The sequence below is a fragment of the Pseudomonas linyingensis genome (assembly GCF_900109175.1).
Lineage (GTDB): Bacteria > Pseudomonadota > Gammaproteobacteria > Pseudomonadales > Pseudomonadaceae > Geopseudomonas > Geopseudomonas linyingensis.
Window position 1 is genome coordinate 112,607 of sequence record NZ_FNZE01000005.1, and the last position, 12,873, is coordinate 125,479.

At 66.3% G+C, this 12,873-nt stretch carries 11 protein-coding genes; 4 read left to right on the forward strand and 7 right to left on the reverse strand.

Annotation, left to right across the window (positions count from 1 at the left end):
- Nucleotides 1–26: 26 nt before the first annotated feature.
- Both BMZ19_RS07970 and BMZ19_RS07975 read left to right on the forward strand, forming a co-directional pair.
- Nucleotides 27–656 carry a cysteine hydrolase family protein gene (locus BMZ19_RS07970; RefSeq protein WP_090309474.1) on the forward strand — a complete coding sequence of 210 codons (630 nt, stop codon included), beginning with the start codon at nt 27–29 and terminating at the stop codon, nt 654–656.
- A 264-nt stretch (nt 657–920) separates the two neighbouring features.
- Nucleotides 921–3,140: an LTA synthase family protein gene (locus BMZ19_RS07975; RefSeq protein WP_170847720.1), complete on the forward strand. Its 2,220-nt coding sequence runs from the start codon at nt 921–923 to the stop codon at nt 3,138–3,140.
- Nucleotides 3,141–3,234: 94 nt separating this feature from the next.
- Here BMZ19_RS07975 and BMZ19_RS07980 read toward each other — a convergent pair whose 3' ends face one another.
- The gene (locus tag BMZ19_RS07980; protein WP_090309477.1) at nt 3,235–3,456 is read right to left on the reverse strand and encodes a hypothetical protein; all 222 of its coding nucleotides are present in this window, start codon (nt 3,454–3,456) and stop codon (nt 3,235–3,237) included.
- A 296-nt stretch (nt 3,457–3,752) separates the two neighbouring features.
- Here BMZ19_RS07980 and BMZ19_RS07985 point away from each other — a divergent pair, with 296 nt between their 5' ends.
- Nucleotides 3,753–4,649, forward strand: a complete 897-nt coding sequence (locus BMZ19_RS07985) for a diaminopimelate dehydrogenase (protein ID WP_090309480.1) — start codon at nt 3,753–3,755, stop codon at nt 4,647–4,649.
- Between the two features lie 144 nt (nt 4,650–4,793).
- Complete coding sequence (locus BMZ19_RS07990) at nt 4,794–5,405, forward strand: hypothetical protein (RefSeq protein WP_090309483.1); 612 nt, start codon at nt 4,794–4,796, stop codon at nt 5,403–5,405.
- A gap of 693 nt (nt 5,406–6,098) precedes the next feature.
- Here BMZ19_RS07990 and BMZ19_RS07995 read toward each other — a convergent pair.
- The 6 genes from BMZ19_RS07995 to BMZ19_RS08020 form a co-directional block, all read right to left on the reverse strand.
- The gene (locus BMZ19_RS07995; RefSeq protein WP_090309486.1) at nt 6,099–7,184 is read right to left on the reverse strand and encodes a CaiB/BaiF CoA transferase family protein; all 1,086 of its coding nucleotides are present in this window, start codon (nt 7,182–7,184) and stop codon (nt 6,099–6,101) included.
- Nucleotides 7,185–8,807 carry a long-chain fatty acid--CoA ligase gene (locus BMZ19_RS08000; RefSeq protein ID WP_090309882.1) on the reverse strand — a complete coding sequence of 541 codons (1,623 nt, stop codon included), beginning with the start codon at nt 8,805–8,807 and terminating at the stop codon, nt 7,185–7,187. It lies immediately after the preceding gene.
- 102 nt (nt 8,808–8,909) lie between these two features.
- Nucleotides 8,910–9,683 (reverse strand): enoyl-CoA hydratase, encoded by a 774-nt coding sequence (locus BMZ19_RS08005; protein ID WP_090309489.1) that lies wholly within the window; start codon nt 9,681–9,683, stop codon nt 8,910–8,912.
- A gap of 2 nt (nt 9,684–9,685) precedes the next feature.
- Nucleotides 9,686–10,819 (reverse strand): acyl-CoA dehydrogenase, encoded by a 1,134-nt coding sequence (locus tag BMZ19_RS08010; RefSeq protein WP_090309492.1) that lies wholly within the window; start codon nt 10,817–10,819, stop codon nt 9,686–9,688.
- Nucleotides 10,820–10,830: 11 nt separating this feature from the next.
- On the reverse strand, nt 10,831–12,015 hold the full coding sequence (locus BMZ19_RS08015) for an acetyl-CoA C-acyltransferase (RefSeq protein ID WP_090309495.1): 1,185 nt from the start codon (nt 12,013–12,015) through the stop codon (nt 10,831–10,833).
- A gap of 14 nt (nt 12,016–12,029) precedes the next feature.
- Nucleotides 12,030–12,794: an SDR family NAD(P)-dependent oxidoreductase gene (locus tag BMZ19_RS08020; RefSeq protein WP_090309497.1), complete on the reverse strand. Its 765-nt coding sequence runs from the start codon at nt 12,792–12,794 to the stop codon at nt 12,030–12,032.
- Nucleotides 12,795–12,873 lie beyond the last annotated feature (79 nt).

Here is a 12,873-nt window from a genome sequence, read left to right on the forward strand (position 1 = left end):
ATCCCAATACACCCCAGGAGTCCGACATGTCCCGCCAACCCAAGCGCGCCCTGATCGTCATCGATGTGCAGAACGAATACGTAAGCGGCAACCTGCGGATCGAATACCCCGATGTGCAGCTGTCGCTGAGCAATATCGTTCGCGCCATGGACGCCGCCCGCGCCGCTGGCATCCCGGTGGTGGTCGTCAGGCACCTGACGCCGGAGGGCTCGCCAATCTTCGCCCGCGGCAGCGAGCAGGCCGAACTGCATCCGCTGGTGGCCGATCGGCATCACGACCTGCTGGTCGAAAAGAGCATGGCCAGCGCCCTCACTGGCACCGGTCTCGGCGCCTGGCTGCGCGAACGCCAGATCGACACCCTGAGCATCGTCGGCTACATGACCCACAACTGCAACGATTCCACCGTGCGCCAGGCCAAACACGAGGGCTGGAACGTCGAACTGCTGCACGACGCCGCCGGCTCGGTGCCCTACGCCAATGCTCGCGGCGCAGCCACTGCAGAGGAGATCCACCGGGTGTTCACCGTGGTCATGCACACCGGTTTCGCCGCCGTGGTGAGCACTACGGAATGGCTGGCAGCCATCGAACGCGGCGAGGCGCTGCAGGCCGACAACATCTACCTGTCCAATCAGCGGGCACTGGCTGGTCTGATCTAGAGAAACTCCGAAACAACCGCTTACCGTCGCTCCCTCGCAGGTGGGAGCCCAGGGGCCACGGGCCTTCTGGATTCCCGCCTGCGCGGGAATGACCACTTTTTCAGAGTTCCCCCAGCGGCCTGAGCGGTCACAGGCAAATCCCGTCTAACGCGACCATGCCCCCGGATTTGGCACAAGAACTTTCCGGGTCCGACGCTGCCAAAAAAGATGTGCGACACCAACTAGCATGGTTTCATGAACATCTGATGGCGTGACGCTTTCCTCGTGAACATCATCTCGCGCTGCCTGCAACATCCGCACTCCTCCCTCGCCAGCCTGACCGGTCTGGTGCTCGCAATTCCATTGTGCATCCGCCTTGCCTTGGGCTGGTCCGACCCTCTCGGTTATCTGTCGGACCTGGGCATCGCCAGCCTGTTGATCGTGCTGCTGTACCGCCTTTCCTGGTGGCTGGCCCTGCCAGTGTTGCTGGCGTGGGCCCTGCTGACGGTGGCGGCTGTCGAACTGGTCAGCGCCGTAGGCCGGCTGCCAGACGCCGCAGACTTGCGGTACCTTGGCGATCCGCAGTTCATGGAAAGCTCCACCGCCGGCAGCCTTGCCCACCCATGGGTTGCCGCAGCCCTGTTGATCGGCCTGATCATCTGGCTGGCCAGCCTATGGACAGGCCGCTCGCGACCTTCTCCTTGCCTGCATGGCCATGCTTGGACATTGCCGCTTTCCATCCTCCTGGCACACGGCGGCATGCAGTATCTGAGCCCCAGCGCGGCGGATCAGTGGCAGTTGTTCAACCTCCCGCACCAATGGCTGGCGGCAGGCGTTGGCAATGTACAGCTGCGCCTGGAGGAATGGCTGGAAGGCGATGTCGTTGACACGCCACCGCAGATGGCGGGTCTTACCCGACTCGACCTGAACGGACAGAAGCTGCTCAGAGCCCCGGGACGCGCCCGCAATGTGCTGATCGTCGCCCTCGAAGGCATTCCCGGCGCCTACATCGGCGTGAACCGCCAGGCCCTGAATGGCAGCTATCGCGAAAACCTGATGCCCAACCTGAGCGCATGGGCCGAGCGCGGCATGAACACGCCCGACTATGTGCTGCACAATCACCAGACCATTCGCGGCCTCTACGCGATGCTCTGCGGCGACTACGACAAGCTCGACAACGGCACGCCCAAGGGCATCGAGATGCTGACCCAGCAGCAGCGCAACCGGGCCTGCCTGCCAGCCCAGTTGCGCAGCCGCGGGTTCGCCACGCACTACCTGCAGGGCGCGGGCCTCAGGTTCATGGCCAAGGATAGGATCATGCCGCACATCGGCTTCGACGCCACCCGGGGCATGGAGTGGTTCAAGAAGCCTTCCTACCTGGATTTCCCGTGGGGCAAGGACGACAAGTCCTTCTTCGAAGGTGCGCTAGATTACGTCGAGCAGCTGCGCCGCAAGAAGCAACCCTGGATGCTCACCCTGCTGACGGTTGGCACCCACCAACCCTACGCCGCGCCAGCGGAGTATCTGCAGCGCCACAAGAGTCCCAAGCAGGCCGCCGTGAGTTACCTGGACGATGCGCTGGGGCGATTTCTGACCGAACTGGAGCGCCAGGGCGTACTGAAAGACACCCTGATCATCATCACTTCGGACGAGTCCCACGGCATCGAGGGCTTGCGCCTCGCCTCGGCCTGGGGCTTCAACCTGGTGCTGGCCCCCGAACAGGACCAGTTGCCTCGGATCAAATCCGGGGTCTATGGACACATCGACCTGAGCGCATCGGTACTCGACTATTTCGGCTTCCCGGCACCCAAGGCCCTGAGCGGTCGCTCGCTGTTTCGCGACTATGAGCATGGCCGGGAAATCATGTCGTACACCAACGGCAAGCTGCGCTACCACGATGGCCAGGGAACCCTGACCGAGTGCGACTTTCAGCAGCGCTGCCGGTATTACGCCAGCCAGGGCTTCATCGCCGAGCGTGCGATCTTCCTTGGCCAGTATGGCGGTCAGCGCGCGCGCCAGATGGTGGCAAGGGCAACCGAGCTCGATCACTCGTTGCTGCGTACCGCGCTGAACCAGCTCTATCAGTTCGGCAGCCCGGCCATCATCCGGCTCAAGGCGCAGGTGAAGGATGACTGGACGGACAATCTGATCGGCGCCCAGTACCTGGAGCTGCCCAAGGGCTCGCTGACTCGCGTGCGCCTGACCGTACGCTCGGTGGGGCCGAAGCAGAAAGCCTACATCCTGCTCAAGGCCAAGGAATTCGAGCAGGATGTGCCGCTGGACATCCCGGCGAGGATGCTGGTCACCCCTGAACAACCGCTGCAGATGGACTTCAGCTTCTACAACCTCGAGCCGCGCAAGGCGTTCTCCTTCCACCTGCTCGGCTATGGGCGGGGCGCCATTGAAGTAAGTGATTTCAGTGTGATCACCGAGTCAGCGGAGCCACAGGGCGCCATGGATGAGCTGCCGCTCCCGAAAGATGGCGACAAGTCCCGCTCGAGCTGACTGGCGGTTATCAACGACAGCCGGGCAGCGCCAGCGAGGGCGCCGCCCAACGCCCCATTCAGGCGACTGCGCGAAAGAAAAGCGCCGCCATAGCTCAGCGACTCTTGCCGCCGAAGACGAGGAGCAGACCGCCAGCAACGATGGCTGCGATGCCAGCCCATACCGGAACGTTGACGGTTTCCTTCTCTTTGACCGAAAGCTCGACCGAACCGAGCTTCACTGCTGTGGTGTCCTTGGTGTAGCTGAAGCCGCCGTATGCCAGGCCAAGAGCACCAGCGACGATGAGAGCGATTGCGACGAGTTTGATGGCGTTCAAGGTTCAGCCTCCTGTGAGTGAATCTCGGCTGCGGCCCTGAAACGGCTGGCTTCGATTCATAGCAACACAGTAGCCGAGGCGCCGAACAATGCGAGCTCATGCAGCCTTGACCATCGGGAATGCCATACGCGTCGATGGCTCTCGAGGTACAGCCATGACCAGCGGGTGACCAGGCCCATGCGGACCACGCTGCCCGGCTGTTGCGCTTGTCTATAGTGTCCCCATGCCCTCTCTGACCTCCTGCCCGCACGGGTTGGGCAGTCAGCCCCCCATCAACCTGGCGGACACTCGGCACCATGAGAAAAAGACAGATCGCGGTGATCGGCCTAGGCAATCTGGGCCGCAAGTGTGCCGAAGCGCTGCTGGTCGATCCGAGCCTGGCGCTGGCCGGGGTGGTGCGGCTCAACCCCGGGCCGGTCGATTGGCTGAAAGACATCCCGGTCGTCAGCCATATCAGCGAACTGAGCAATGTCGATGCCGCGCTGCTCTGCGTGCCCGCGGACATGACCCGGGGCACCGCGCAGGAGATTCTGCAAAGACGTACCCCGATCGTGGAATGCGCGCGCCTGCACGGCGAGGCCTTTGTCGCCCACCAGGCGGAAATGCAGCGGATGGCACATCTCTACAAGGCAACCGCCATCGTCGGCGCGGGCGGCGATCCGGGCATCCTCTCCCTGCTGCGCAGCCAGTTCGCCCTGCTGATCCCCCATGGGCATAGCCAGAGCAGCCTGCACACCGCCGGCAGCCTGCATCACACACTGGCCGCCGAAGGCGTCGAGGGTGTGCGCAAGGCGCTGGCGACCGAGCTGAAAACCCCGCAAGGGCTCCTCCAGCGCTACGTGTATGTCGAGCTGGAAGCCGGGGCCGATGCGGCTGCGGTGGAAGACGCCATCAGCCGTGACCCGCTGTTTCTGGACGAGGAGACGCTGGTGTTCCCGGTGGAGAGCATCGCCGCACTGGAGGAAACCGATCGTGGGCTATCGCTGGAGCGCCACGCGGCCGCTGGCGACGCCAGCCATGCCGCCCTGCTGCTGGAAGCCCGCTACAACGAAACCGAACTGGCGGCGCGCATGATGCTGGCTGCCGCGCGGGCGCTGCCACTGCTGCAGCACAGCGCCTACTCCCTGTTCGACCTGCCGCCGCGGGTGCTGTGGGGCGAAGAGGGTGCGGCTGCGCAGTTGGAGTGGATGTGAACAGCCTTGATCGGCGCTTCCCATCCGGCTCCCCGGCCCGGCTCGCTGACCGTCCCTGTTGACACATGTTGCCTTGTAAAACAGCGACTACGCTGCAGATGGAGTGCGCCGGAAACCGCGCACAACGATCTCAAGGAGAGCCAGATGTCTGTGATTCGCAACCTTCCCCTGTTGGTCGGCATCGCCCTGCTCGGCGCCTGTGCCAGCCAACCCGACAACCAGTCACTTACCAGCACGCTCAGCCAGAGCGCCGTCGCAGCCGAGGGCGTGCCCGGAGGCATCATCATCGAGGAGGAGAAAGTCGAGGCAACGGTGGTCGCCCTCGACCGCAGCAAGCGCACCTTCACCCTGCGGGATGAGCAGGGCAACCAGCGTACCGTGCAGGCTCCGCCGGAAATGCGCAACTACCCGCAACTGGAGGTTGGCGACAAGGTTACGGCGACAACGAAGGTGGAAAGCGCCATTTACCTGCGTGAACCGGGCAAGGCCGACGAGGAATCCCGCGAGGGTGCAGTGATGGTGCTGACCCCGCCGGAAGGCAGCAAGCCGGGCCTGCTGATTGCCGGTACCAATTCGACCATCGCCGTGGTCAAGGCAATCGACACCACCGCGCACACTGCCACCCTGCAGTTTGCCGATGGCAGCAGCCGTACCTACAAGGTGCGTCCGGATGTGCAGATCAAGCCCGAGTACCTCAATCGCGAGGTGGTGATTCGCCAGGACTCGGAATTTGCCGTGACCGTGGAAGCTCAGTAAATCCCACCCACCGGCGGGCTCCCACCCGCCGGGCTGACTGAACCCGGCCAGCGGCTCGTCGATACTGATCCGCCCACAACCTCGGCGCCGCGCGGTCAGCACCAGGCGCGACAGAAAGGCCAAAACGCAGAAAGCACAAGGGGAGCCGAGGCTCCCCTTAAGTGATCTGGTGCTGTGTTCTTGTTGTTTTGACAGGCTTGTTGTTTTTGTTGGCCGCCCGCCCGGGCCTGTGGCCCGGTAGTAGTCCCAAGACGGGACCCAAGAATAAACGTATTCCTTTGGACGCTGATGTCGCCACTACCCTTGCGGGCTCAACCGGTTGTGGACGCTGCCTCGGGGCAGTTTTATTGTTCTCGGTCCGGTCGTGGGAGACCCAATCGGGCAACTCCTCTCCAAAAGAATCTGTTTGCTGCGCCTCCACCCTGTTGTTCTTGTTGTGTTGGAGCCGTTACGTCTTGTTTTTATTGTGTTGGAGCGGTGTTCTTGTTTTTGTTATGCGAATACTAAAGCAGATGCCGTGCCAACTTTTAAAATTCCTTTAAAATCAATAAGTTGAGCTTTACACCAGGCAACGTCGGGGAGAAAAAAGGCGGGCCCCGTTACCGGCTGCCCCAGATGCCGTTACAGCATGATGCCGCGGTAACACCTCGGCCCGACCAGGTAACCGTCGCCGCCCTGTCGTTACCGCGACGCTCAGGCCACCCCGCATGCCGCCTTCTCCCCCCACACCGGCGCGGCCGCGTCCAGCCTGAGCGAAGGTCGCGCCTGCCCCGGCGTGCGCGACAGGCGCGGTGCGGGCGCCACCTGCAGCATGCCGTCGAGCGGCTGGTACACCCCGCGCGCCTGCAGGTGCGGATGCTGCGGCGCCTCGTCCAGCGTCAGCACCGGCGCGAAGCAGGCGTCGCTGCCTTCCAGCAGCGCGCACCACTCGGCCTGGGTGCGGGTGGCGAACAGCTCGGCTAGGCACTGGCCGTGCGCCTCCCAGTTGGCCGGCTCCTCCCGCCCTTCGTAGAGGTGCTCCGGCGCGTCGCTGCGTTCGAGCAGCTCGCGGTAGAACTGCGGCTCCAGCGGGCCGACGGCGATCTCGCGGCCGTCGGCGCAGGTGTAGCAGCGGTAGTACGGCGCGGCGCCGCCGAGCAGGCTCTGCTCGCGCGCCAGCTCCAGGCTGCTGCCGGCGAAGAAGCTCATCAGCGAGGACACGCCGTCGACGATGGCCGCATCGATCACCTGGCCGAGGCCAGAACGCTCGCGCTCCCACAGCGCCGTCATGATGCCGAAGGCGAGGAACATCGAACCGCCGCCGAAGTCGCCGACCAGATTGAGCGGCGGAATCGCCGTGCCTTCGCGGCCGCCGATGGCGGCCAGCGCGCCGGTCAGGGCGATGTAGTTGATGTCGTGGCCGGCGGCCCTGGCCAGCGGGCCGCTCTGCCCCCAGCCGGTCATCCGCCCGTAGACCAGCCGCGGATTGCGCGCGCGCAGCACCTCCGGCCCGAGGCCGAGGCGTTCCATCACCCCGGGGCGGAAGCCCTCGATCAGCACGTCGGCCTGGTCGGCCAGTTCCAGGCAGCGCTCGCGCCCGGCCGCGCTGCGGATGTCCAGCACCAGCACCGAGCGCCCGCGGTCGGCCACCGGGTTGGGCCAGCCGTTGCCGCCCTCGCGCTCGATGCGCACCACGTCGGCGCCCATGTCGGCGAGCAGCATGGCGCAGTGCGGTCCGGGGCCGATGCTGGCGAATTCGAGCACGCGCAGGCCGGCCAGCGGCCCCGGGTTGGTCGTCATTCAGAAGCCCTCCGCCTGTTCGCCACTGATCAGATGGTCGCGATAACGCTCGCGCAGCACCTTCTTGTTGATCTTGCCGGTGGCGGTCAGCGGCACCTGGTCGATGACCACCGCATCGGGCATCCACCACTTGACGATGTGCGGCTCCAGGTGGGCCAGCACGCTGCGCACGCAGATCTCCACGTCATGGTGCGGCTCGATCACCAGCAGCGGACGCTCCTCCCATTTCGGGTGGAACACGCCGACCACCGCGGCGATCTTCACCCCCGGGCAGGCGGCGGCGACGTTCTCGATGTCGATCGAGCTGACCCACTCGCCGCCCGACTTGATCACGTCCTTGCTGCGGTCGGTGATGCGCATGAAGCCGTCGGCGTCCAGGGTCGCAATGTCGCCGGTGTCGAACCAGCCGTCGGCGTCCAGGGCACTCTTCTCGCTGCGGAAATAGCGCTCGATGGTCCACGGGCCGCGTACCAGCAGCTGGCCGGGGCTTTCGCCGTCGCGCGGCAATTCATTGCCGTCCTCATCGACGATCTTCAACTCGATGCCGAATTGCAGGCGGCCCTGGCGGGTCCAGATCACCTCGTCGGTGGCCTCCTGGCCACGGGCGGCCAGTTTCGGCGTCGGCGTCGATATCACGCCCAGCGGGCTGGTCTCGGTCATGCCCCACAGCTGGCGAATGGTCACCCCGTACTTGCCCTGGAACTTCTCGGCCATCGCCCGCGGCACGGCGGAGCCGCCGATCACCAGCCGATCCAGGCTGCCGGCGTCCTCGCCGCTGCGCTCGAGGTGGTCCAGGTACATGGTCCAGATGGTCGGCACGCCGCCGGAGAAGGTCACCCCTTCACTCTTGATCAGTTCCTGCAGGCTGCGGCCGTCCATCTTGTCGCAGGGCAGCACGAATTTGCAGCCGTTGATCGCCGCGGCGAACGGCAGGCCCCAGGCGGTGCCGTGGTACAGCGACGAGCACGGCATCACGCAGTCGAAGGCCGACAGACCGAATGCCCCGCTGAGGCCGGCGGCCAGTGCGTGCAGCACCACCGAGCGGTGGCTGTACAGCACGCCCTTGGGATCGCCGGTGGTGCCGGAGGTGTAGCAGAGCACCGCGCCGGCGTTCTCGTCGAAGATCGGCCAGTCGAGCGGTTGCTCGGCGGCGATCAGCGTCTCGTAACTGGGCGCCGGCATCTCGCCCGGTTCATCGCAGTCGCGATCCGACAGGACGATGAAGTGGCGGATGTGCTCGAGATGCGGCAACAAGCGCGCCACGATGGGGGCGAAGCTGCGATCGAACAGCAGCACGCTGCTGCCGGCATGGTTGAGGGTGTAAGCGATCTGCTCGTCGGACAGCCGTGGGTTAGCGGTGTGCAGCACCGCGCCGATGCCCGGTACGGCGAAGAACAGCTCGTAGTGGCGGTGGGTGTTCCAGGCCAGCGAGGACACACAATCGCCCTCGCCGATGCCGAGGCGCTGCAACATCGCCGCCGCCTGGGCGGCGCGGGTCGCGAGCCCGCGGTAGTCGTAGCGCCACAGTGGCTCGTCAACCAGCCTCGAGACAATCTCGGTGTCACCATGGGCGCAAGCGGCATGTTTGAGGATGCCGCTGATCAGCAGTGGGGCCTTCTGCATCAGACCTTCAAGCATGTTGATTTCCTCTTCTTGTTCTTGTTTTCAACGAATATCGTCGGCCAATGGCCGTAAAGCGCAGGGAAATCCAGACCTACAGTCAGGTCACTGGTGGGTGAAGCGCGGCTCGCGCTTCTCGACGAAGGCGGCCATGCCCTCCTTCTGGTCGGCGGTGGCGAACACCGAATGGAACACCCGGCGCTCGAAGCGCACGCCCTCGCTGAGGCTGGTTTCGTCGACGCGGTTGATGCACTCCTTGATCATCATCGCCGCAGTCAGCGACTTGCCGGCGATGGCGTGCGCCGCCTTGAGGGTTTCCTCGAGCAACTGATCGACTGGGAACACCCGCGCCACCAGCCCGGCGCTCTCGGCCTCGCTGGCCAGCATCATGCGTCCGGTCAGGCACATCTCCATGGCCTTGGCCCGGCCGATGGCACGGGTCAGGCGCTGGGTGCCGCCGATCCCGGGCAGCACGCCGAGGGTGATTTCCGGCAGGCCGAAACGGGCGTTGTCGGCGGCGTATATGAAGTCGCACATCAGCGCCAGCTCGCAGCCGCCGCCCAGCGCGTAGCCGGCGACCGCGGCGACGATCGGCTTGCGCCGCGCGGCGATGCGGTCGGCCTGGGCGAAGTGGTCGTCGTGGTAGATCTGCGGAAACTGCTTGTCCGCCAGTTCCTTGATGTCCGCGCCGGCGGCGAAGGCCTTGCTCGAACCGGTGAGGACGATGCAGCCGATCTGCGGATCGGCCTCCAGGCGGTCGAGCACCTGGTTGAGTTCGCCGACCAGCTGCGAGTTGAGCGCATTCAGCGCCTGGGGGCGGTTCAGGGTGACCAGGGCGACGCGCTCCTGGATCTCAAGCAGCAGGGTTTCGTAGCTCATGTTCATTCTCCGAGGTTGCGCGCAATCACCAGGCGCTGGATGTCGCTGGTGCCTTCGTAGATCTGGCAGACACGCACGTCGCGGTAGATGCGTTCCACCGGGAAATCCTTGAGGTAGCCGTAGCCGCCGAGGGTCTGGATCGCCGCGGAGCAGACCTTCTCGGCCATTTCCGAGGCGAACAGCTTGGCCATCGACGCCTCCACCAGCGCCGGGCAGCCGGCGTCGCGCAGGGCGGCGGCGTGCAGGACCATCTGCCGCGCCACGGCGATCTGGGTCGCCATGTCGGCCAGGCGGAAGGCCACCGCCTGGTGCTCCAGCAGCGCCTTGCCGAACGCTTCACGCTCACGGGCGTAGTCGCGCGCCACCTCGAAGGCCGCGCGGGCCATGCCCACCGACTGCGCGGCGATGCCGATGCGCCCGCCTTCGAGGTTGGCCAGGGCGATGCGGTAACCGTCACCCTCCTCGCCCAGGCGCTGGGAGACCGGTACGCGCAGGTCCTCGAAGGCGATCTGGCAGGTGTCCGAGGCATGCTGGCCGAGCTTGTCCTCGACGCGCACCACCTGGTAGCCGGGGCTGTCGGTAGGCACGATGAAGGCGCTGATGCCGCGCTTGCCGGCCGCCGGATCGGTGACGGCGAAGACGATCACCGTGCCGGCGTGCTGGCCGGAGGTGATGAACTGCTTGGCGCCGTTGAGCACGTAGCTGTCGCCGTCGCGACGGGCGCGGGTGCGCAGGTTGCTGGCGTCGGAGCCGGCCTGCGGCTCGGTGAGGGCGAAGGCGCCGATCTGCTCGCCGCGCGCCAGCGGGACGAGGAAGCGGCGCTTCTGCTCGTCGTTGCCGAAGCGCAGGATCGGCACGCAGCCCACCGAGTTGTGCACGCTCATGATGGTCGAGCAGGCGCCGTCGCCGGCGGCGATCTCCTCCAGCGCCAGGGCATAGGCCTGGTAGCCGGTGTCGCTGCCGCCCAGCTCCTCCGGTACCAGCATGCCGAAGAAGCCGAGTTCACCCATCTCGCGGATCGCCTCGGTGGGATAGCGGTGTTCGCGATCCCACTCCTCGGCGAACGGGCGCAGGCGTTCCTGGGCGAACTGGCGCGCCATCTCGCCGATGCTCAGTTGTTCGTCGGTCAGCAGCATGGCCAGTCTCCTCAGTCCAAAAGCTCGACGGCGACGGCCGTGGCCTCGCCGCCGCCGATGCAGATGGCCGCCACGCCGCGGCGCAGGCCGTGGCTGCGCAGCGCCGCCAGCAGGGTCACCAGGATGCGCGCGCCGGAGGCGCCGATCGGGTGGCCGAGGGCACAGGCGCCGCCGTGAACGTTGACCTTGGCGTGGTCCAGGCCCAGCTCGCGCATCGCGACCATGCTGACCACGGCGAAGGCCTCGTTGATCTCGAACAGGTCGACCTGGTCCAGACTCCAGCCGGTACGCTGCATCAGGTTGCGGATCGCGCCGATGGGCGCGGTGGGGAATAGGTTGGGCGCATCGGCAAAACCCGCATGGCCGCAGATCACCGCCTGCGGGCGCAGGCCGTGGCGCTCGGCTTCGGACTGGCGCATCAAGAGCAGCGCCGCGGCGCCGTCGGAAATCGAGCTGGAGTTGGCCGCCGTCACCGTGCCGCCGTCGCGAAACGCCGGGCGCAGGGTCGGGATCTTCTCCGGGCTGGCCTTGGGCGGCTGTTCGTCATGGGCGACCAGGCGCTGCTCGCGGCCCTGGGTCTGCAGCGGGACGATCTCATCGGCGAAGTAGCCGTCGGCCATGGCATCGCGGGCGCGCTGCAGCGAAGCCAGCGCGTAGGCGTCCTGCTCCTCGCGGCTGAAGCCGTACTGCTGGGCGCAATCCTCGGCGAAGGTACCCATCAGGCGGCCCTTGTCGTAGGCGTCCTCCAGACCGTCGAAGAACATATGGTCGAGCACCTTGCCGTGGCCCATGCGGTAGCCGCCGCGGGCCTTGTCGAGCAGGTAGGGGGCGTTGGACATGCTCTCCATGCCGCCGGCGACGATGATCTCGGCGCTGCCGGCGCGCAGCAGGTCGTGGGCGAGGATGACCGTCTGCATGCCCGAGCCGCACATCTTGTTCAGGGTGTTGCACAGGGTGGAGCGGGCCAGCCCGGCGCCGAGGGCGGCCTGGCGCGCCGGGGCCTGGCCGAGGCCGGCGGGCAGCACGCAGCCCATCAGCACTTCCTGCACCGCGTCCGCCGGCAGGCCGCTGCGTTCCACCACCGCGCGGATGGCGGCGGCGCCCAGTTCGGTCGCCTTGAAGCCCTTGAGGTCGCCCTGGAAGCCGCCCATAGGGGTGCGGGCGCTGCTGACGATGACGATCGGATCTTCTTTCATGGACTTTTCCCCTTTCATTTGGCGGCCATGCGCAGGGCGCCGTCGAGACGGATCACCTCGCCGTTGAGCATGCTGTTCTCGACGATGTGCCGCACCAGCGCGGCGTACTCCTCGGGCCGGCCGAGGCGCGGCGGGAACGGCACGCCGGCGGCCAGCGAGGCACGCACCTCGTCGGTCATCCCGGCCATCATCGGCGTCTCGAAGATCCCCGGGGCGATGGTCATCACGCGGATGCCGTAGCGCGCCAGCTCGCGGGCCGCCGGCAGGGTCATGGCGACCACCCCGCCCTTGGAGGCGGCGTAGGCGGCCTGGCCGATCTGCCCATCATAGGCGGCGATGGAGGCGGTATTGATGATCACCCCGCGCTCACCGCCCGCGTCCGGCTCGCCCTCGGCCATCGCTTCGGCGGCCAGGCGCAGCATGTTGAAACTGCCGATCAGGTTGATGCCGACGATGCGGCTGAAGCTTTCCAGGCCGTGCGGGCCATTGCGGCCGAGAACCTTCTCGCCGCCAACCACGCCAGCGCAGTTGACCAGCCCGTGCAGCGCGCCGAAGGTTTCGCGCGCCGCCGCCACGGCATTGCGGGCGGCATCTTCATTGGTGATGTCGGCCACCAGGCCGCGGGCGTTGGCGCCCAGCTCGGCGGCGCGGGCCTCGACGGCGGCGGCGAGATCGACCAGCAGCACCTTGGCGCCCGCCTCGATCAGCCCCTTGGCGGTGGCCGCGCCCAGCCCGGAGGCCGCGCCGGTGACTAGAAAAACCTTGTTGTGGATTTGCATGGCGAATCTCTCTCGAACAGCCGCGAAGCGGCCTTGCTGCGTGCAGCCGGGTGCCCGCGCACGGACGGCGCAACGTCTT

Coding starts and splice junctions, on each gene's coding strand:
- BMZ19_RS07970 (WP_090309474.1), top strand. CDS start 27: ATGTCCCGCCAACCCAAGCGCGCCCTGATCGTCATCGATGTGCAGAAC.
- BMZ19_RS07985 (WP_090309480.1), top strand. CDS start 3,753: ATGAGAAAAAGACAGATCGCGGTGATCGGCCTAGGCAATCTGGGCCGC.
- BMZ19_RS07990 (WP_090309483.1), top strand. CDS start 4,794: ATGTCTGTGATTCGCAACCTTCCCCTGTTGGTCGGCATCGCCCTGCTC.
- BMZ19_RS07995 (WP_090309486.1), bottom strand. CDS start 7,184: ATGACGACCAACCCGGGGCCGCTGGCCGGCCTGCGCGTGCTCGAATTC.
- BMZ19_RS08000 (WP_090309882.1), bottom strand. CDS start 8,807: ATGCAGAAGGCCCCACTGCTGATCAGCGGCATCCTCAAACATGCCGCT.
- BMZ19_RS08005 (WP_090309489.1), bottom strand. CDS start 9,683: ATGAGCTACGAAACCCTGCTGCTTGAGATCCAGGAGCGCGTCGCCCTG.
- BMZ19_RS08010 (WP_090309492.1), bottom strand. CDS start 10,819: ATGCTGCTGACCGACGAACAACTGAGCATCGGCGAGATGGCGCGCCAG.
- BMZ19_RS08015 (WP_090309495.1), bottom strand. CDS start 12,015: ATGAAAGAAGATCCGATCGTCATCGTCAGCAGCGCCCGCACCCCTATG.
- BMZ19_RS08020 (WP_090309497.1), bottom strand. CDS start 12,794: ATGCAAATCCACAACAAGGTTTTTCTAGTCACCGGCGCGGCCTCCGGG.